The organism is Cytobacillus sp. ABV4_503 (genome assembly GCF_056158445.1).
This window is the reverse complement of the sequence record NZ_JBSWTH010000001.1, coordinates 3,154,028-3,173,188: the sequence shown is the minus strand read 5'-3', so window position 1 is coordinate 3,173,188 and position 19,161 is coordinate 3,154,028. Positions and strand designations below refer to the sequence as shown.

General features: G+C 40.7%; 21 protein-coding genes, 1 pseudogene and 1 riboswitch. Of the genes and pseudogenes, 18 read left to right on the top strand and 4 right to left on the bottom strand.

Annotation, left to right across the window (positions count from 1 at the left end; translation table 11 throughout):
* The first annotated feature begins 156 nt into the window (after positions 1 to 156).
* Complete coding sequence (locus ACXAD1_RS15860; protein ID WP_009336786.1) at positions 157 to 336, top strand: H-type small acid-soluble spore protein; 180 nt, start codon at positions 157 to 159, stop codon at positions 334 to 336.
* A gap of 37 nt (positions 337 to 373) precedes the next feature.
* Here ACXAD1_RS15860 and ACXAD1_RS15855 read toward each other — a convergent pair whose 3' ends face one another.
* Complete coding sequence (locus tag ACXAD1_RS15855; RefSeq protein ID WP_206843152.1) at positions 374 to 523, bottom strand: hypothetical protein; 150 nt, start codon at positions 521 to 523, stop codon at positions 374 to 376.
* A 166-nt stretch (positions 524 to 689) separates the two neighbouring features.
* Here ACXAD1_RS15855 and ACXAD1_RS15850 point away from each other — a divergent pair, with 166 nt between their 5' ends.
* From ACXAD1_RS15850 to ACXAD1_RS15825, 6 genes are all read left to right on the top strand, one after another.
* Entirely contained in the window at positions 690 to 1,031 is a 342-nt protein-coding gene (locus ACXAD1_RS15850) for a metal-sensitive transcriptional regulator (RefSeq protein WP_244671266.1), read from the top strand.
* Positions 1,032 to 1,048: 17 nt separating this feature from the next.
* Positions 1,049 to 1,255 (top strand): copper chaperone CopZ, encoded by a 207-nt coding sequence (gene copZ / locus ACXAD1_RS15845; RefSeq protein WP_206843163.1) that lies wholly within the window; start codon positions 1,049 to 1,051, stop codon positions 1,253 to 1,255.
* 162 nt (positions 1,256 to 1,417) lie between these two features.
* Positions 1,418 to 3,841, top strand: coding sequence for a heavy metal translocating P-type ATPase (locus tag ACXAD1_RS15840; RefSeq protein ID WP_474910571.1), 2,424 nt, complete (start codon positions 1,418 to 1,420; stop codon positions 3,839 to 3,841).
* 141 nt (positions 3,842 to 3,982) lie between these two features.
* Entirely contained in the window at positions 3,983 to 4,111 is a 129-nt protein-coding gene (locus ACXAD1_RS15835) for a hypothetical protein (protein ID WP_474910570.1), read from the top strand.
* A 125-nt stretch (positions 4,112 to 4,236) separates the two neighbouring features.
* Positions 4,237 to 4,430: riboswitch (cobalamin riboswitch) on the top strand.
* A 133-nt stretch (positions 4,431 to 4,563) separates the two neighbouring features.
* Positions 4,564 to 6,786 carry a ribonucleoside-diphosphate reductase subunit alpha gene (locus ACXAD1_RS15830; protein WP_474910569.1) on the top strand — a complete coding sequence of 741 codons (2,223 nt, stop codon included), beginning with the start codon at positions 4,564 to 4,566 and terminating at the stop codon, positions 6,784 to 6,786.
* A 10-nt stretch (positions 6,787 to 6,796) separates the two neighbouring features.
* Positions 6,797 to 7,834: a ribonucleotide-diphosphate reductase subunit beta gene (locus tag ACXAD1_RS15825; protein WP_474910568.1), complete on the top strand. Its 1,038-nt coding sequence runs from the start codon at positions 6,797 to 6,799 to the stop codon at positions 7,832 to 7,834.
* A gap of 58 nt (positions 7,835 to 7,892) precedes the next feature.
* Here ACXAD1_RS15825 and bioB read toward each other — a convergent pair whose 3' ends face one another.
* Positions 7,893 to 8,885, bottom strand: a complete 993-nt coding sequence (gene bioB / locus ACXAD1_RS15820; protein ID WP_474910567.1) for a biotin synthase BioB — start codon at positions 8,883 to 8,885, stop codon at positions 7,893 to 7,895.
* Positions 8,886 to 8,909: 24 nt separating this feature from the next.
* Positions 8,910 to 9,506, bottom strand: a complete 597-nt coding sequence (locus ACXAD1_RS15815) for a biotin transporter BioY (RefSeq protein WP_474910566.1) — start codon at positions 9,504 to 9,506, stop codon at positions 8,910 to 8,912.
* A gap of 168 nt (positions 9,507 to 9,674) precedes the next feature.
* Between ACXAD1_RS15815 and ACXAD1_RS15810 the strand changes: the two genes are divergently transcribed.
* From ACXAD1_RS15810 to ACXAD1_RS15760, 11 genes and pseudogenes are all read left to right on the top strand, one after another.
* Positions 9,675 to 9,950, top strand: coding sequence for a DUF2188 domain-containing protein (locus ACXAD1_RS15810; protein ID WP_474910565.1), 276 nt, complete (start codon positions 9,675 to 9,677; stop codon positions 9,948 to 9,950).
* A 425-nt stretch (positions 9,951 to 10,375) separates the two neighbouring features.
* Positions 10,376 to 11,128: a DeoR/GlpR family DNA-binding transcription regulator gene (locus tag ACXAD1_RS15805; RefSeq protein WP_206843183.1), complete on the top strand. Its 753-nt coding sequence runs from the start codon at positions 10,376 to 10,378 to the stop codon at positions 11,126 to 11,128.
* Positions 11,125 to 12,054 carry a 1-phosphofructokinase gene (gene pfkB / locus ACXAD1_RS15800; protein WP_474910564.1) on the top strand — a complete coding sequence of 310 codons (930 nt, stop codon included), beginning with the start codon at positions 11,125 to 11,127 and terminating at the stop codon, positions 12,052 to 12,054. Before ACXAD1_RS15805 ends, pfkB begins: the two co-directional genes overlap by 4 nt.
* Position 12,055: 1 nt before the next feature.
* A pseudogene (locus ACXAD1_RS15795) lies at positions 12,056 to 12,832 on the top strand (fructose PTS transporter subunit IIA); the annotation flags it as partial.
* 102 nt (positions 12,833 to 12,934) lie between these two features.
* Positions 12,935 to 13,927 carry a PTS fructose transporter subunit IIC gene (locus ACXAD1_RS15790; protein WP_474911321.1) on the top strand — a complete coding sequence of 331 codons (993 nt, stop codon included), beginning with the start codon at positions 12,935 to 12,937 and terminating at the stop codon, positions 13,925 to 13,927.
* A gap of 255 nt (positions 13,928 to 14,182) precedes the next feature.
* A complete protein-coding gene (locus tag ACXAD1_RS15785; RefSeq protein ID WP_474910563.1) occupies positions 14,183 to 15,061 on the top strand; it encodes a GNAT family N-acetyltransferase in 879 nt (292 codons plus the stop codon).
* Between the two features lie 122 nt (positions 15,062 to 15,183).
* Positions 15,184 to 15,981: a DUF2935 domain-containing protein gene (locus ACXAD1_RS15780; protein WP_474910562.1), complete on the top strand. Its 798-nt coding sequence runs from the start codon at positions 15,184 to 15,186 to the stop codon at positions 15,979 to 15,981.
* 111 nt (positions 15,982 to 16,092) lie between these two features.
* Positions 16,093 to 16,323, top strand: coding sequence for a hypothetical protein (locus ACXAD1_RS15775; protein ID WP_474910561.1), 231 nt, complete (start codon positions 16,093 to 16,095; stop codon positions 16,321 to 16,323).
* A gap of 160 nt (positions 16,324 to 16,483) precedes the next feature.
* The gene (locus ACXAD1_RS15770; RefSeq protein ID WP_220182004.1) at positions 16,484 to 16,546 is read left to right on the top strand and encodes a hypothetical protein; all 63 of its coding nucleotides are present in this window, start codon (positions 16,484 to 16,486) and stop codon (positions 16,544 to 16,546) included.
* A gap of 278 nt (positions 16,547 to 16,824) precedes the next feature.
* Positions 16,825 to 16,950: a hypothetical protein gene (locus tag ACXAD1_RS15765; RefSeq protein ID WP_280516114.1), complete on the top strand. Its 126-nt coding sequence runs from the start codon at positions 16,825 to 16,827 to the stop codon at positions 16,948 to 16,950.
* Positions 16,951 to 17,063: 113 nt separating this feature from the next.
* Positions 17,064 to 17,825: an alpha/beta fold hydrolase gene (locus ACXAD1_RS15760; RefSeq protein ID WP_474910560.1), complete on the top strand. Its 762-nt coding sequence runs from the start codon at positions 17,064 to 17,066 to the stop codon at positions 17,823 to 17,825.
* A 36-nt stretch (positions 17,826 to 17,861) separates the two neighbouring features.
* Here ACXAD1_RS15760 and ACXAD1_RS15755 read toward each other — a convergent pair whose 3' ends face one another.
* Positions 17,862 to 19,121 (bottom strand): MFS transporter, encoded by a 1,260-nt coding sequence (locus ACXAD1_RS15755; RefSeq protein ID WP_474910559.1) that lies wholly within the window; start codon positions 19,119 to 19,121, stop codon positions 17,862 to 17,864.
* Positions 19,122 to 19,161: the final 40 nt, after the last annotated feature.

Sequence of the window (19,161 nt, the reverse complement as noted above, 5' to 3'; positions counted from 1 at the left end):
TTTAATCCAGTGCAAGTTATGAACAGCCAATCAGCTGGCATAATCCATAAACCTTAAACCTCAAAAGTATTACATGGTTCACTTTTAAATAAAGTAAGCATAAATTTCTCATCCATGCAAAAAATAAAATGAAAAAAGCAGAGGAGAGTGTTTTTTATGGATGCAAAAAGAGTTAAGCAAATTCTTTCATCATCGGCAGATATCGAAGTAAAATATAATGGTGCTTCCGTGTGGATCGACAAGCTGAATGAGGACGGAAGGACAGCAACGGTACATTTGCGCGGTCCACTTGAAGAAAGATCCGAGGTAGAAATTGGAGAACTGACAGAATTGTAAATATGATCCTAAGCCGCCATTTTTGGCGGCTTTTACTCTATATTTCCTGATTGGATTCAATTTCTGTTCGTTCATTTAAATACTGATTCTCAGCAGAAGCAAAGTTTACTGACTGCAGGCTGATATCTTTATCGATCCCATATAGATCTTTGCCTGTGTCTTCCAGGTTTTCATGCTTTCTTTCCACATCAGCTGCCTCCTTTAATAAAGTGTTTCCGTTAGTATAAACAGAGATTTTCAATATCATGAAAGGGAAATTATACATAAAAATCCGTAATTTAATTCATCTTGAGTTCAGGGCTTTACATAGGGTACCGGGGTATAATATAATGGATATTAAGGAGGCTGATTAAATGGCGTTTGAATTGGAAGATGAGAATTTATCGTCTGAAAGCTGCTGTTCGATTGAATCGGAGCGAAAAAGTCATCATTCAGAAAAAGTTAAAAAGAATTTGACAACCCGCTTAAATCGGATTGAAGGTCAAATACGCGGAATAAAAGGACTTATTGATAGAGACGTGTATTGTGACGATATAATAACACAAATTTCTGCAACTCAGTCTGCTTTGAATAGCGTAGCAAAGCTTTTACTTGAAGGCCATTTGAAAAGCTGTGTGGTAGAAAGAATTCACGAAGGCGATGATGAGGTACTTGATGAATTTTTAGTAACTATTCAAAAGCTAATGAAAAAATAATAGGAGGTTTAATTATTATGGAAAGCGTTACTTTGAAAGTTAGCGGAATGTCATGCGGACATTGTGTAAAAGCGGTAGAAGGCAGTGTCGGCAAATTAAATGGTGTAGATAAAGTAGCAGTTGACCTTGATAATGGCCAGGTGCAGGTTCAATTTGACTCATCAGCAGTTACACTTGAACAAATCAAAGAAACAATTGACGATCAAGGATATGATGTAGAGTAATTATCGGGAAAGAACGTGTGAATAAAATGCACGTTCTCTTTTTTTAGTAAACGAGGAATTGAAAAATAAGTAAATTGTTTGGATTTATTTGATTGACATATAGGGTAGAGGGGTATAGTATATTAAGTATAAGAAACATTGTTTAATAAAGGAGTGGGAGCTATGGGTGATGTTGCCCTAAAGGAGGTTTACCTTCCAATATCAGGGATGACATGTGCAGCCTGTTCGTCTCGAATTGAGAAAGGGTTAAATAAGCTGGACGGCGTTCAGGAAGCGACTGTCAATCTTGCATTGGAAAAAGCAGCAATTAAATATAATCCTGAAGTCATTTCTGTTGTAGCTTTTGAGAAAAAAATTGAGGATCTAGGTTATACGGTAGTATCGGAGAGAGCTGAGTTCGAATTGCTGGGCATGACTTGCGCAGCTTGCTCTGGAAGGATTGAGAAGGGACTCAATAAGCTTCCAGGCGTCAAACAAGCTGTAGTCAATCTGGCACTTGAAACTGGTACTGTGGAATACAATCCTGAACAAATCTCCATCCAGGACATGATAAAGAAAGTGGAGAATTTAGGGTATCAGGCAAAAATAAAAATGGATAAAGACGAAGATATCGAAGGATATCGGGAAAAGGAAATTGAAAAACAAAAAGGCAAGTTCATTTTCTCCTTAATTCTTTCTATACCTTTATTTTGGTCCATGGTTGGACATTTCGAGTTTACATCATTTGTTTATGTTCCAGATATGTTTATGAATCCTTGGGTGCAGCTGGCGCTTGCAGCTCCTGTTCAATTTTTCATAGGAAAGCAATTTTATGCCGGGGCATATAAGGCATTAAAAAATAAGAGCGCCAATATGGATGTGCTGGTTGCACTCGGTACTTCTGCTGCATTTTTCTATAGCTTGTACCAATCAATTTTATCAATTGGCACCAATGCACAAATGGTGGAACTCTATTACGAAACAAGTGCGATCCTTATAACATTAATAATCTTAGGCAAGCTGTTTGAAGCACGGGCTAAGGGACGTTCTTCTGAAGCGATTAAAAAGCTAATGGGTCTGCAGGCAAAAACAGCAACTGTCTTAAGAGAAGGGGAAGAAATTGAAATTTCCCTTGAAGAAGTTATTGCTGGGGACATCATATATGTAAAGCCAGGCGAAAAAATTCCAGTTGATGGTGAAATTATCGAAGGCCAGTCTGCTTTGGATGAATCCATGCTGACAGGGGAAAGTGTACCTGTTGATAAAACAGCAGGCGACACAGTTATTGGATCGACCCTTAACAAAAATGGCTTTCTGAAAATTAAAGCCACAAAAGTTGGAAGAGATACAGCATTGTCACAGATTATAAAAGTGGTTGAAGAAGCGCAAGGTTCAAAAGCCCCCATACAGCGAATGGCAGACAGAATCTCCGGGATATTCGTTCCAATTGTTGTAACCATAGCTGCGGTTACATTCCTGGTGTGGTATATATGGGGAAGTCCTGGGGATTTTGCAGAAGCACTCGAAAAATTGATTGCCGTCCTGGTAATTGCCTGTCCATGTGCACTAGGTCTGGCGACGCCAACCTCTATAATGGCCGGCTCCGGCAGGGCTGCGGAATTTGGGGTTCTTTTTAAAGGCGGAGAGCACTTGGAACTCACACATGAAATCACTGCAGTTGTTCTTGATAAAACTGGAACAGTTACACATGGCAAACCGGTTTTAACAGATGTGATTACGGAAGGCAACGTTGAAGAAACGACACTTCTCCGGCTGGTGGGTTCAGCAGAGAAACAGTCTGAGCATCCATTAGCTGAAGCGATCGTAAAGGGAATAAAGGATAAAGGGATCACGCTATTTAATCCAGTTGAATTTGAAGCTGTTCCCGGGTATGGAATTAAAGCGAAAGTAGATGGCATTGACCTTTTGATAGGCACAAGAAGATTAATGGACAAATACGGTGTTAATGTCCAATCAGCCAAACTTGAAATGGAAACACTTGAGGAAAACGGAAAAACGGCAATGCTTGTCGCGGTTGATGGCATATATGCAGGTATCGTGGCAGTTGCGGATACAATAAAGGAAACTTCCAGAGATGCAATTAATCGCTTAAGGAAACTGGGCATTGAAGTCATTATGATTACGGGAGATAACAAACGTACGGCTGAGGCAATAGCTGAGGAAGTGGGCATAGATTCTGTAATTGCAGAGGTTTTACCTGAAGGCAAGGCAGAAGAAGTAAAAAAACTTCAGAAACAGGGGAAAAAAGTTGCCATGGTCGGCGATGGCATAAACGATGCACCTGCACTCGCTGTAGCTGATATTGGAATGGCGATCGGAACCGGTACAGACGTTGCGATGGAAGCAGCTGATATTACGCTGATGAGAGGGGATTTAAATAGTATTGCAGACGCCATCCTAATGAGTAAACAAACCATAAGGAATATAAAACAAAATCTTTTCTGGGCTTTTGCATACAATACACTTGGCATCCCGGTAGCTGCGTTAGGATTCCTTGCACCTTGGCTTGCCGGCGCTGCAATGGCGTTCAGCTCCGTATCTGTCGTATTAAACGCGCTTAGATTACAAAGAGTAAAAATAAAGTGAAACAGTGTGGGCTTTTTCTCCACTGATTATTAGTTGATTCAATCGAGCCTATACGGACTCCTCTAGGCCTTGAAGTGGAATCTTACTGACCGCTAGACTAAGATAATTGAAAAAACGTTTAATTAAAAAGGAGCAGATAAAATGAAAAAATGGGCCGGTGCAGCGATTGCTTACCTCGTTCTTGTAATGGCAGGATATGCTGTATATGATTCTTTTTGGGCTACCCCAGAGCCGGTATCACATGATAATGAAATGGAAAATCATGAATGAAAAAAAAGAACAGAGGAAATTCCCTCTGTTCTTTTTTTGTGTACTAAGGATTAAAAGTTTGTAATCTATTTCTCTATATGATAGAATCATCTACAATATATAGTATATATTAAAAAAATAAAAACTACATATAGATCGTGATTGGTGTCCTAAGAGGACTTAATAGGGAATTCGGTGTAAAACCGAAGCTGTCCCCGCAACTGTAAGTGCAGACGAAAAGAGCATGCCACTGTACAATACGCGTTAAGGCGATTGTATGGGAAGGGCTTTTAGTAGAGTGAAGCACAAGCCAGGAGACCTGCCAGGGCGATCGAAAGTTTCTTATCTTCGGGGATTGAGATGATGAAACGATCGCGTAATGGCCGTTTGTCATCTTCTTCCTGCTATTATTCTATCGTTTGATCCGCTCATTTTCCGGGCGGATTTTTATTTTGCCTTTAGGAGGAAGTAAGATGGTCCAAACCATACAACCGATCGAAATTTTAGAAGAACTTAAGACAGAATTTCCCCAGCTCGGCATTGGGCAGCTATTAAAAAGGTATGAAGAAATGAGCCTGCGGGGAGCAGAGGCGATGTATGACCAGCTTATTCTGGATTGTTTATCTTTTATCAGCATTGATGAGCCTGATTGGACTTTTGCCGCTTCACGTCTGCTTCTTAAGAAGCTCTATATTGAGTCAGGAAAAAATAGAGAATGCCAGCCGGATGATTGCTACAAACATTTTTATACGTTAATTGAACGGCTGACGGCTTTGGGAATTTATGAACAGGATTTATTAGATGAGTATTCAACGGATGAGATAAATGAACTTGCCCGCTTCATAAAGAAAGAAAATGATCGCTTATTTACATATTTGGGGTTGAAAATGCTGGCTGACCGATATCTTGCCAGGGACAAACATAAAAATCTTTATGAACTCCCCCAGGAGCGGTTTATGATCATCAGCATGGTGCTGATGAAAAAGGAGCCGAAGGGTATGCGGCTTGAACTTGTTAAAGAGGCTTATTGGGCAATGAGCGGTTTGTATATGACTGTTGCCACTCCAACGCTCGCTAATGCAGGGAAGAACTGGGGACAGCTTTCAAGCTGTTTCATTGAGACCGTTGATGACAGTCTTGATTCTATTTATGACAGCAATACCGATATTGCATCACTGTCAAAAAATGGCGGCGGAATCGGAGTATATTTGGGAAAAATCCGCAGCAGAGGCAGTGATATTAAAGGATTTAAGGGGGCATCTTCAGGTGTGATTCCCTGGATGAAGCAGCTGAATAACACAGCCGTCAGTGTCGACCAGCTTGGACAAAGGCAGGGTGCTATAAGCGTCTATCTTGATGTCTGGCATAAAGATATATTTTCATTCCTTGATGCAAAGCTTAATAACGGAGATGAAAGGCAGCGAACACATGATTTATTCACTGGTGTCTGCATTCCGGATTTGTTTATGGAAAAAGTGGAAAGCCGGGGATATTGGTATTTATTTGATCCCCATGAAGTCCGCAAGGTAATGGGCTTTTCACTGGAGGATTTTTATGACGAAGGTGAAGGCGAAGGTTTATTCCGCCAGAAATATAAAGAGTGCATAGATAACCCGAATCTATCAAGGGAAAAAGTTCCTGCCATCGATATAATGAAATCCATCATGAGAAGCCAGCTTGAAACAGGGACACCATTTATGTTTTACCGGGATGAAGTAAACCGGAAAAATGCCAATTCACATTGCGGAATGATTTATTGTACAAACCTGTGCACGGAAATCGTACAAAACCAAAGTGTTACAAAGCGGGTTGAGGAATATACAAGGGATGGGAGAATTATTATCGAAAAACAGCCAGGAGATTTCATTGTCTGCAATCTTTCATCCATCAATCTTGCAAGAGCCGTTAATGAGGGAGTTCTTGAAAAGCTAGTGCCAATACAGGTGCGAATGCTTGATAATGTCATTGATATTAATAGTATTCCAGTGCCGCAGGGCCAGATCACAAACCAGAAATACCGTGCGATTGGACTGGGAACTTTTGGGTGGCACCACCTTCTTGCACTGAAAAAAATCACATGGGAAAGCGAAGAAGCAGAAAAATTTGCTGACATTCTATATGAGCAAATTGCATTTTTAGTGATAAAAAGTTCTATGAACCTGGCAAAAGAAAAAGGAAGCTATTCAGTCTTTAAAGGTTCTGATTGGGAAACGGGCGCTTACTTTGAAAAGCGGGGATATCTGGAGGCAGAGTCAGATATGGACTGGGCTGCATTAAGCAAAGAGGTAAGTGAAAACGGCGTTCGAAATGCCTATATGCTGGCGGTTGCCCCAAATGCATCAACTGCTTTAATTGCAGGAAGCACTCCAAGTATTGATCCTATTTTCAACAAGCAGTACTCGGAAGAGAAAAAGGATTATCGGATACCTGTAACAGCTCCTGATATTAACAGTGAGACCATTTGGTATTACAAATCTGGCTATCATATTAACCAGGAGTGGAGCATCAGGCAGAATGCAAACAGACAAAAACATATAGATCAAGCTATTTCATTTAATTTCTATATACCGAACCATATTAAAGCAATCGATCTTTTGAATCTGCATCTTTCAGCATGGCAGAAAAAATTAAAAACAACGTATTATATCCGATCAACTTCATCTGAGATTGAAGACTGTGAATCTTGCTCAAGCTAAGGAGGACCTTATGAATACTTTAAACAAACGGCCAATTATTAATCAATCGGCGCCTAACAAATCAACTTCAATCATTAACGGGGAATGCTCCAATATTCTTAATTGGGATGATGTCCGCTTCTCCTGGGCCTATCCAAAGTATAAAAAAATGCTCGCTAACTTTTGGACGCCTTTTGAAATAAACATGTCACAGGACATTAAGCAATTTCCGGAATTAACGAAAAGTGAACAGGATGCATTTTTGAAAATTATTGGGCTGCTTGCATTGCTCGACAGCATCCAGACGGATTATGCCGGAAAAGTTGCTGATTATATTACCGACTCAAGCATATCGGCACTCATGATTATACTCGCACAGCAGGAGGTGATTCATAATCACTCCTATTCATATGTTCTATCAAGCCTGGTTCCAAAACAAAAACAGGATGAGGTTTTTGAATTCTGGCGTACAGAACCTATATTAGCTGAAAGAAATGAATTTGTTGTGAACGGATATAAAGATTTTGCAGAGGATCCAAGTGCGGAGAACCTGCTGAAATCTATTGTGTATGATGTCGTTCTGGAAGGGCTTTTCTTTTATTCAGGCTTTGCATTCTTTTATCACCTGGCAAGAAATCAGAAAATGGTTGCCACCTCAACGATGATTAATTACATCAACCGGGATGAACAAATCCATGTTGATTTGTTTGTTAAAATTTTCAAAGAAATTCTGCAGGAAAATCCGGAACTTAATACTAATGAATTAAGTGAATTCGTCCAGGAGACTTTCAAAAGAGCAGCTGAACTGGAGATTGAATGGGCCCGCGATGTGATCGGCAGCAAAACAGAAGGCATCCTGCTGTCCGATGTTGAAGCTTATATCAAATTTTATGCTAATGTCCGCTGCAATCAGCTAGGGAATGAACGGCCGTTTGAAGACTATCGGACTAATCCGCTCCGCTGGATTGTAGCTTATGAGCAGGTTGACCATGGGAAGTCTGATTTCTTTGAACAAAAATCGAGGCAATATACAAAAGTTCAAATTGATAATGGGTTTGATGAACTATAAAGGGTCATCAGGATATATATAATAAAAAAGATTCTGCTTTGGCACAGAATCTTTTTTATTAGGAGCGTACAGGTTCTCCAGATACAAAATCAATCTTAAAACCAAGATCTTTCAGCATTTGGTGATCCGCGGTGCTTTCCTGCCCTGCAGTGGTTAAGTAATCTCCAACGAAAATAGAATTAGCCGGATAAAGTCCAAGCGGCTGAAGGCTCCGGAGATTCACTTCTCTGCCTCCGGATATTCTGATTTCCTTTGATGGGTTGATATATCGCATCAGGCAAAGCACCTTCAGACAATAGCGGGGATTCAAATCATCTGTCCCTTCTAATGGCGTCCCATCGATTGCATGCAGAAAGTTAACCGGTATTGAGTCGGCATCCAGGGCTTTTAGGCTTCTGGCCATTGTTATGACATCTTCCTGGGTTTCCTTCATACCAATAATTACCCCGGAACAAGGTGAAATGCCTGCTTCCTTTATTATTTGGACCGTATTGACTCTGTCCCGGTATGTATGGGAGGTAGTGATGCTCTCATGATGATTTTCCGAGGTGTTAATATTGTGATTATAGCGGTCCACTCCAGCTTCCTTGAGCTGCTCAGCCTGTTCAGGTTTTAGGAGCCCGAGACAGGCACAGACCTTCATTTTATAGGTATCCTTTATTTCTTTAACCGCTGAAACTACTTCATTTAGCTCCCTATTGCTCGGGCCTCTTCCGCTTGCAACGATGCAATAGGTTCCGACATTTAGCTGATGGGCCTGCTTAGCACCTTGGATGATAGTTTCCTTATCCATCATCCGGTATTTGTCAATAGGTGCTGTTGAGATGCTCGATTGTGAGCAATAGCCGCAGTTTTCAGGACATAGGCCTGATTTCGTATTAATAATCATATTTAATTTAACATGATTCCCATAATGATGATGACGGATTTTATAGGCGCTGTACAATAAGCTCAGCAGTTCTTCATCTGGACAATTTAAAATACCCATTGCCTCCGAGTCTGTCAGTTCATGTCCTTTTAGTACGTCTAGGGCTAGCTCTTGGAAATTCATATGTATCCTCCTTAGTAAAATGGTTTATGCTGCTCGGTTCATTTTTCTGAACTGACTGCCGGCAAATACTCTATGCTCCAGCCGATGGGCCATTAACCCGGCAAAAAAAGAAAGAATAATGTCTTTTGGAAGGGGGACTGCCATCCACAGCCAAGCCATTTGATAGGTAAACCCCTCAGGTGCTGTAAACCAGAGTTTATAGGCCATATACATCCAATTCGTCCCAAAAACATAATTGATCACCATTCCGATTAAAGCTGCAGTAATATACACCGGAACAGACTTTTTCTTTTCAATCAATTTGCCGGTGACATAGGCTGTTAAAATAAACGATAGGATAAAACCGAAAGTGGGGCTTAATAAGGTAGCAAAACCGCCACCGAATTTTGAAAATACAGGAGCGCCTGCAAGCCCGGCAAAAGCATAGACAGTCATAGTGATAGCCCCTAATCGGCTTCCTAAAATAGCACCTGCCAAAATGGCAAAAAAGGTCTGTAAAGTAATAGGGACTCCCCCAATAACCAAAAATGGGACAAATGAAGTGATATTTGCTCCAACAGCCATTAGGGCGACAAACATGCCAGCCAATGTTAAATCAATCGTTCTTAAACCTGTCTTCATAAAATGCCTCCTGAAAGAATTATATTTATACAATTTAGAATAATAGCAGAAAACGTTAATTGTCAACTTAATTTTATAATAGGTTAACATATAGTATGTTTCTGTCCAGAAATGGAGGGTAAAGTGATACTGCACATTAATAGATGACGAAATAGAGGAGGTATAAACATGGCAAGTAGTAAAAACAATATTCACAGTGATAAACAGGAACAATATTTTAAGGACAGAGCAGGTACAGATGAAGCAAGATTCCATGTAGTACCGCATGATGAGGAAGGATGGGCAGTCAAGAAAGAGGGGCAAAACGAGCCTGTGTTTACGGCGGAATCACAGTCAGATGCAGTGGAGAAAGCGAAGAGCATGGCAGAGGAGGCAGGTACAATGGCAATCTTGCATAATGAAGATGGAAAAATAGATGATCTTGTTAATTATGAAGATAAATAAATAATTAATTAAGAAGAGCATTGCCATTGAGTAGTGCTCTTTTTTTGTTTGGCTGGGATTGAACAAAAGAGACCTTATTTCTAAAACAAAAAAATTCCGCTTTCAAATAGAAAGCGGTTCAAAAAGAGACCTTGGAACGAGTGAATTCTAAAATTCGGAACAATATATAGTAGCATAAGAGGTTTTAGAAACTATATATTGTTATTTCTGATTCTAGCATAATAAAACATAGAGAGCAAACTATTATTTTAATATATTTAAAATATTCTTTCATTTTCGAATCAGGGAGTAAACACTCTTGAAACAACCAAAAACAATCAAATTTTGATTGTTTTTGGTTTGTTTTGAATGAAAATGATTGATTTTTGCAATCGGTTTCAGTATGATGTAATCAAGAAGAACAACACACCCAGGGAGGTGATGTTTTGTTAACACCAGAGCGCCACAAATTGATTCTGCAGCTTTTAAAAGAAAAAGGTGTAGTGAAAATTCAGGATCTCGTTGACATGACAGAAACATCGGAATCAACAATAAGAAGGGACTTGACCCAGCTTGAAGAAGGGAAGTACTTAAAAAGAATACATGGAGGGGCAGCCAGGCTTCAGGGAAAGCTGCAGGAACCCAGCATGTCTGAGAAGTCATCCAGAAACCTTCAGCAAAAGCGTCAAATCGCCCAATACGCGGCAAGTCTAGTTGAGGAAGGTGATTCCATTTATCTGGATGCAGGCTCGACAGTAACTGAAATGATTCCCTTTTTGCCTGCGAAGGAAATTGTGGTTGTAACGAACGGACTAATGCATATCAACGCATTGCTCGAAAGGAATATAAAAACATTTTTAATCGGCGGTTTTGCCAAGGAACAGACAAAAGCCATCATCGGCAGGGGGGCATTGGCGAGCCTCGAAAATTACCGATTTGATAAATGCTTTATGGGGGTTAACGGTATCCATCCTCAATTCGGCTACACCACACCGGATCAGGATGAGGCAATGATTAAGCAAATGGCCATTTCGCTTTCAAGGGAGGCATTCGTGCTTGCCGATGATACGAAGTTTTCAGAAATCGCGTTTGCCAAGATTGCCGATTTGCATACAGCAGCAATTATTACAAATGAACTGAATGAGGATCAGCAAGAGCCTTATATCAGCAAAACTACAATAAAGGTCGTGACAGCATGATACACACATTGACGCTAAATCCGTCAGTGGACTACATCGTAGAATTGGATGAGATAATAGTCGGCGGTCTTAACCGCATGCAGCAGGATACAAAGTTCCCTGGAGGAAAAGGGATAAATGTTTCCAGAGTGCTGAACAGAATGGATGTGGAAAGCAAGGCCCTTGGCTTTGTAGGCGGATTTACAGGAGATTATATTGTTGATTACTTAAACAAAGAGAATATTCAAACTGACTTTGTCCAAGTTGCTGATGACACAAGAATCAATGTAAAGATCAAGACAGAGGCGGAAACGGAAATCAATGCCAAAGGGCCGGCCATTTCAGGAAGGCATTTCGTAGATCTTAAAAATAAAATCCGCAGCCTGTCAGAAGAAGATTTACTTGTCCTGGCTGGCAGCATTCCATCTGCATTGCCTGAATCAACTTATGAAGAGCTGGTTAGAATCTGTTCAGAAAACGGGACAGCTTTTGTGGTAGATGCAGAGGGAGAGTTACTGAAAAAGGTCCTTCCATACAAACCGTTTTTAATAAAGCCCAATCACCATGAATTAGGTGAAATATTCAATACAGAATTTACTTCCGCAAAAGAAGTGATCCCATATGGACAGAAACTTGTAGAAATGGGCGCACAGAATGTAATTGTTTCATTAGCAGGGGAGGGAGCAGTCCTGATTTCTGAAGATGCTGCGTATATTTCAAGCGTTCCAAAAGGGGAAGTGAAAAGTTCTGTAGGTGCAGGAGATTCCATGGTAGCCGGTTTTCTTGCAGCTTATGAAAAAAACAAAAATATAGAAAAGTCTTTTCAATACAGTGTTGCTTCCGGAAGCGCAACGGCTTTTTCACTTGGTATTTGCACAAAAGAAAGAGCAGAGGAATTGCTTTCTCAGGTTTCGATTGAAAAGGTCAGCCTAAAAGGGGAGATTTAGGATGAGAATAACAGAATTACTTACAAGAGATACGATTCTGCTCTCGTTGAGCGGAACAGGCAAAATGGATGCCATAAATGGATTGGTAAACCAGCTTGATCAAGCAGGAAAGCTTCATGACAGTTCTGCCTTTAAAAATGCCATTTTAAAAAGGGAAGAACAAAGCACAACAGGCATCGGCGACGGAATAGCCATTCCTCATGCAAAAACTGGTGCGGTAAAGGAGCCTGCTATTGCATTCGGCAAATCAGAAGCAGGAGTGGATTATGAATCACTTGACGGTCAGCCAGCACATCTATTCTTTATGATTGCAGCACCGGAAGGAGCAAACAATACACATCTGGAAGCTCTATCCAGGCTTTCATCGATTCTAATGAACGAGGAAGCACGCAAAAAACTCCAGAATGCTGCTTCTGCAGACGAAGTTATTGGAATTATAGACAGTTATGACGAGACAGAAGAAGAGGAAGTCCAGAATATTGCAGACAGTAAACGATTTGTTGTAGCTGTAACAGCGTGCCCAACAGGAATTGCCCATACTTATATGGCGGCTGATTCACTAAAAGCCAAGGCAGCCGAAATGGGCGTTGATATTAAAGTTGAAACAAATGGCTCAAGCGGCGCTAAAAATGTTCTGACACCGGAAGAAATTACGAATGCAGCAGCAGTTATAGTCGCAGCAGATACAAAGGTTGAAATGGAGCGATTCAGCGGCAAGCATGTTCTCCAAACGGCAGTTGCTGACGGCATCCGAAAACCTCAGGAGCTTATCGAAAAAGCGCTAAAGCAGGATGCACCGGTATACAAGGGCGGAAGCGCAGACAGCAGCGGAAATGCAGAGAATAACAAAGAACAAAAAGCAGGAATTTATAAGCATCTGATGAATGGCGTTTCCAACATGCTTCCATTTGTTGTTGGGGGCGGAATACTCATTGCCATTTCCTTTATGTTCGGATATAAAGCAGCAGATCCTAATGATCCGTCGTATCATCCTATCGCAGAAGCACTGATGACCATTGGCGGGGGAAATGCATTTGGATTAATCGTTCCAATCCTTGCAGCGTTCATTGCCATGAGTATTGCTGATCGCCCAGGATTTGCTGCAGGTGCAGTCGGGGGAATGATGGCAGCATCTGGAGGCGCAGGATTCCTTGGAGGCATCATCGCCGGCTTCCTTGCAGGGTATGTAGTAGTTGGTTTGAAAAAGGTCTTTGCTGGCCTGCCTTCATCACTTGAAGGAATTAAAACGATTTTGCTCTATCCGCTCTTTGGAATTGCTATCACAGGATTGCTGATGCTTTATGTTGTCAACAAACCAGTAGGCGCATTAAATACTGCTATCACCGAGTGGCTTTCAGGTCTTGGTACTGGAAATGCTGTCATGCTTGGAGTAGTGCTTGGGCTGATGATGGCATTTGATATGGGCGGCCCGGTTAATAAATCGGCATACGTATTTGGTACAGGGCTGCTTGCGAATGGAGTATATGAACCAATGGCAGCAATCATGGCAGCTGGTATGGTTCCGCCACTTGCCATCGCACTTGCCACCACTTTATTCAAAAATAGATTTACAAAACAGGAACAGGATGCAGGAAAAGCAAATTACATTATGGGATTTTCGTTTATTACAGAAGGTGCAATCCCATTCGCAGCTGCAGATCCACTGCGTGTCATCCCATCCATCATGGCAGGGTCAGCCGTGGCAGGCGCCATTTCAATGATGGCTGGAATCGGATTAAGAGCGCCGCACGGAGGAGTCTTTGTCGTCCCTCTCGTCGATGGCCCATGGGGAATTTACCTTGCAGGAATAATAGCAGGAGCTCTTTTGTCTGCATTCCTTATAGGGTTCCTGAAAAAACCATTAAATAAATAGTGAATAAACTAAAGCCGATACTTAATGTATCGGCTTTAAATTTTTAAAAAATACTTTTAGAAAAGATTGAAAAAACTGAAAATAAATGATTTAATTGAAATAAACTAACCGGTCTTTTTTTTATAAATAAATAAACTGCCCAGTCTATATAGTTGGAGGTGTGGACCCATGGCAATTATCATTGTTATTAAAAGAGGAAACAAGCATAAATAAATAATATTAGATGCACCAAGTAAAATTTGAAGGAGAGCGTTTATGAAAATAAAAAAACTTTCTCAAGTTACCCTGGAGGAGGCGGTGACCGCCTGGAATAAAGGCTTTGAAGGTTATATAGTTCCAATAAAAATGGATATTCAGGCCTTTGTTAATCGTATGGCATCTGAGGGACTTTCACCTGAAAAATCGATTGTCGCTTTTATGCATGGAGAACCCTGCGGAATCATAATGAATGGGTTCCGGGAGATTAACGGCAGAAAAATTGCCTGGAACGGAGGCACTGGGATCGCTCCACAATACAGGGGAAAAGGTCTTTCTGAAGCCATGATGTCGGAAGTGCTCAGCATATATAAAGCTGAAAATGCGCACACTGCTGTTCTTGAAGCAATTGAAGAAAATGAGAGAGCGATTAAGCTATACAAGAAAGCAGGCTATGCGATTACTGATCAATTGCTTTATCTAAACATGAAGCTAACACATAATGAAATGGGCTCATTGATGGAAAGACATTTATCATTAAAAAAGATATATCCCGAACAGCTGCAGTTACTCAGCTTTTATGACAGCGATGCTGCCTGGCAGTGCCAGTGGCAGAGTGCGAGACAAGGGGAATCGGCTGTGCTTATGAGTGAAGATGGGAAAGAGGAAGGCTACATTTTATACAAAAGAGTGCTGGATGCAGGAGGGCGTACAGACCGAATTATCATTTATCAGCTAAAATTCACGGTTGGCAGTGCATATGAGGCAATGACTGAAAGTATTCTGGGCCAGCTGTTCCTGGATCAGGATAATTCAATTGATTTCACTGCAGTTAATATTTCTGCTTCCAATCCCGCATCGCAAGCTTTGCTTAAAATGGGATTTGAAAAAAAGATTGGCCAGGTAATGATGAAAAAAACGCTTTTGCCTGATGCCTAGTTAAGATTCCCCCTTTCTGCAAAAAACTAAGTGACCAATTAATTCTGAGATTCGTGCATATAGGCATAATTTCGGACGGTTCCTGATATGTTTTTATGAGTAAGGTTGAAAGGGGAGATATTTTGGCTGATGGATTTGAAAGTGCTGCAAAATTTGAACACGGGTTTTGGCTTCAGATTTTGGGTGATCATGCACGCTTCATACATGATTCACTGTCACCAAAGGAAAAAGACAGCATTGAACGGGCAAACTACTTTATACAAACCTTCGATCAGCTTTTAGGCAGGGTTGAAGTGGATAACCTGGAGCAATTGAGCCGGAGGGCAGAACAGGAAGCTAAAAAGCTGAGGGACTTTAAATTGAACCTACTCGAACGTCATCTGACAGGGAAAATTACCATTCATCTTGGTCCTGTTTTTATAAACCATATGGTCAATGAACTTGAAGAATATATGCTGGTCCTTCAATATTTAATAAAGGGGGAAGTCCCGCCTGTATTTCATGAGCTCCATCACCATTTAATCTGGCTTCTGGATGCAGCTGGCCATGCTGGAGCCATATCAGATAATATGGAAAGTGTTGAGAAGAAAATAAAAAAAATCAGTGATGGCTATACAAAGGATTTTGAAGCATTTTATTTAAAGGCGGTTGAAATGTCCGGGTTCCTTCGGACAAATGTTGAGTCATTCCCGGCCCTTCAAAAGTTCAACAGCGATGTTGCACTTGAAATATCTTTGTTTATGAACTTTCTCAATGAAATTGAGGAGCTTGAATTGAGCAAGGAGGCACTGGGTACATTTGCAGCTTTAATGGCTGATCACATGTACCGTGAAGAATGCTACTACCTGTCAAAGCTTGCTGAGTCCACTCAGTCTGAAAAACCAAAATGTGATCCGGCAAAGCCGAGACTTAAAGAATAAATTCAATGCTGCCTTTTTGGCAGTTTTTTTGCATTCAGAACATGCGGCAGTGTTTTCTGGGTAAAAGAGTATAAAAAGGCTGATATCATGAAACTGATAAGATGGAGTTACATGCGGAGAAATCAGGTAAAGGGATTATTTGACTGTTTTCCAGAGGCGGTCATCATTTTTAAAAGAATTAGAAATTTTTACTATATCTACAGTGCTGAATGGAAAGGCAGGCCGCAGTTAATTGCTAAGCAGCAGCTGGAGGAAATGGAGTATTTGCTTAATAAAGAAATGGGTTTTCTTCGCGGATATCTTCAAAGGAAATCTGCAGGCGATAAAGATAGTGAAACTTGAAAAAATAGGAAAGAAGAATCAATTTTCTAAAAACAGAACAGACGTTCGACTAAATGGACAAGGATGTGTTATAATAAAGAAGCAATGGGAGTTTCTCAAGGGTGGTCGGCTAGCCCCGTACGAAAGGGGGTGATGCCTTTTGACAGTTTTCGAATCGATCATGATGATGATTTCCTTCTCTAGTCTGATCATTGCTGTCATGACTTTTAACCATAAAAAATAGACCTCCCTTGATCTGATAATTGAGGGAGAGGTCTATGTCTTTGACAGGCCGATCCCCTAAGGGAACGACTATTGCGAATGACCGTGGGTGCGGCAACACCTGCGGTCGTTTTTTTTTCGTATTCTTAATTCAAGAATATCATATACTGTTCAGAAAGTCACGGAAATAAGCATAATCACATGATTACATCTAGTATATGCAGATTCCAGCCGAAAATCCATAATGATTTGAAGACTAAGGTGTCATACTATGATGACGTACTGTAAAGGAGGATTAACATGACAAAACGCAATATTAAGACTAAATCAGGATTGCAGAGCACAAACAAGAGCATTAACGATATGGAGTTCTCGAAAGAGCTTGATCAGAGAAGCAAAAAAGCTAAAAAGACAAGACCTAACTGATGTTGGTAATAAAGAATTGACCGAGATGGGGCAGACTAAAACTGTCCCATTTTTATATGGAACAGGAGGCTTTAGGGCCATCTATGTTTTGTGAATGGAAAGGACGATTTCTTGTGCCAGCATTTATTTATGAGGATACACAGATATTTTATGAAACGATGGGAAATGGTGTACCGATTATCTTTATACATCCGCCTGCCATGGGGAGAAAAGTATTTTATTATCAAGGCCTGCTGGCTGAGCATTTTCAGGTTATTTTTCCTGATTTAAGCGGGAATGGAGATACGATTGGTCCCGAGAAAACAGTAACCATCCAAGGGTATGCAGAAGAGATTAAAGCTGTATTAGACCACTTGGAAATTGAAAAAGCCGTTATCCTGGGTTATTCGTCCGGGGGCATAATTGCTCAGGAATTTGCTCTCTCTTTTCCTGAAAGGACGCTTGGTGTCATACTATCTGGCGGATTTCCAGAGGTTTTATCAGAAACTTTCAAATATGAGCATATAATGGGAATGTATTTCGTGAAACATTTTCCGGGTTTCCTGCGATATGTCATAGCAGCAAGTCACACAAATGATCCAAAAGTCAGAAAAGATATTCTGGAACACATGAAAAAGGCGAATCATACCATGTGGTTTCAATTTTACGATAGGTCGCTCCACTATACATGCACGGATCGCCTGAGGAACTTAAGCGTCCCCCTTCTTCTGATATATGGATCAAGAGATTTTGTTAATCAGCATATTAGGAGCTATAGGAGATATGTCAGCTTTCAGGCGGCAATAATCAAAGGTGTTTCCCACCAGGCGCCAACCAAAAAGTGGCAGCTTTTCAACCAGGTTGTAACTGGCTTTGTACAGCAGCATTTTAAATAAAAAAATCCGTATCGTCATTGCACGATACGGATTTTTTTAGCCCTCATTTGCGTCAGGTTTGATTGCTATAATGGCTGCAAGGGCAGCAAGAATGGTTATTCCGCTTAATATATAAAAAAGCCCTTGATCAGAATGCTTCATCAGAATGGCAATGGCTGGCGGGCCGCCGGCAACGCCTATAAACCTCATTGAACTGTATAAAGAAGTAATGGTTCCACGTTCTTCTTTTGCAATTCCTTCCGTAATTAGTGCATCCAATGAAGGCAATGCAACTCCTATGCCAATTCCGGCAAACAGGAACATGCTGATCATAAACCACATATTGTTTGAAAAGCTTAAGATTGCAGTGGCGGCTGCCACTAGTACTGAGCCTAAAAAAATGATCCACTTCATCAGTATTTTATTTTCTTTTATTTTTTTTCCTGTCAGATAGGATGAAAGGCATAGTGCGCCAAGCGGTACAGCCAGGAGAAGCCCTTTTTTAACATCTTTAATATCATAAGTCTTTTCAAGCACATCAGATAAATAAAAAAGTATACCAAACAGCACAAACATGAGAATGGCACCTATTAAGAAAATAGCATAAAGCCATTTTCCGTTGTTTTTAAAGGTATCCTTGATATTGCTCCAAAATCTCTTTAGCGGAAGCGGCTCTTCTCTTTTATTTGGTGTTTTTACAAGGAAGAAAACCAGCAGGATTGAAATTGTACAAAAAACAGGAAAAGAAAAAAACGGTAAAAACCAAATAAACCCTGCCAGAAACGCTCCGAGAATAGGTGATAGAACTTTTCCAAAGGTATTGGAAGTTTCAATCAGGCCAAGGGAGCTGCTGACATCATCATCATTTTTAAACATATCTCCGACTAAAGGCATAACAATTGGTGCCGCACCTGCTGCCCCAACACCCTGCAATGCCCTCCCGGCTAATATGATCCAATAAGCATCCGCCATTTTCCATGCCGCCCATCCAGAGATCAGCCCGCCCATTCCTGCAATGAGAAGACTTGGTATAATGACTTTTTTACGGCCAATGTGATCTGATAAAAAGCCTGCGATTGGAATCAAAATAATAGCTACAATACTGTAAACGGTGATAATCATGCTGGATTGGAATGCAGAAATATTTAGTTTATTTTCCATCGCCGGCAGAACAGGAATCAGCATGGAATTCCCAAGTGTCATAACGAGAGGAATTGAAGAAAGTGAAAGAATTGCCCATTTTTGATTATGGACATCATCACCTGACTTCTTTTTAGCTTTTGAATTTACAGATTGTAAATTTTCAACATGCTCCATATTTCTGACCTTCCTTTTCGTTAATCAAACTAGTCTTAAT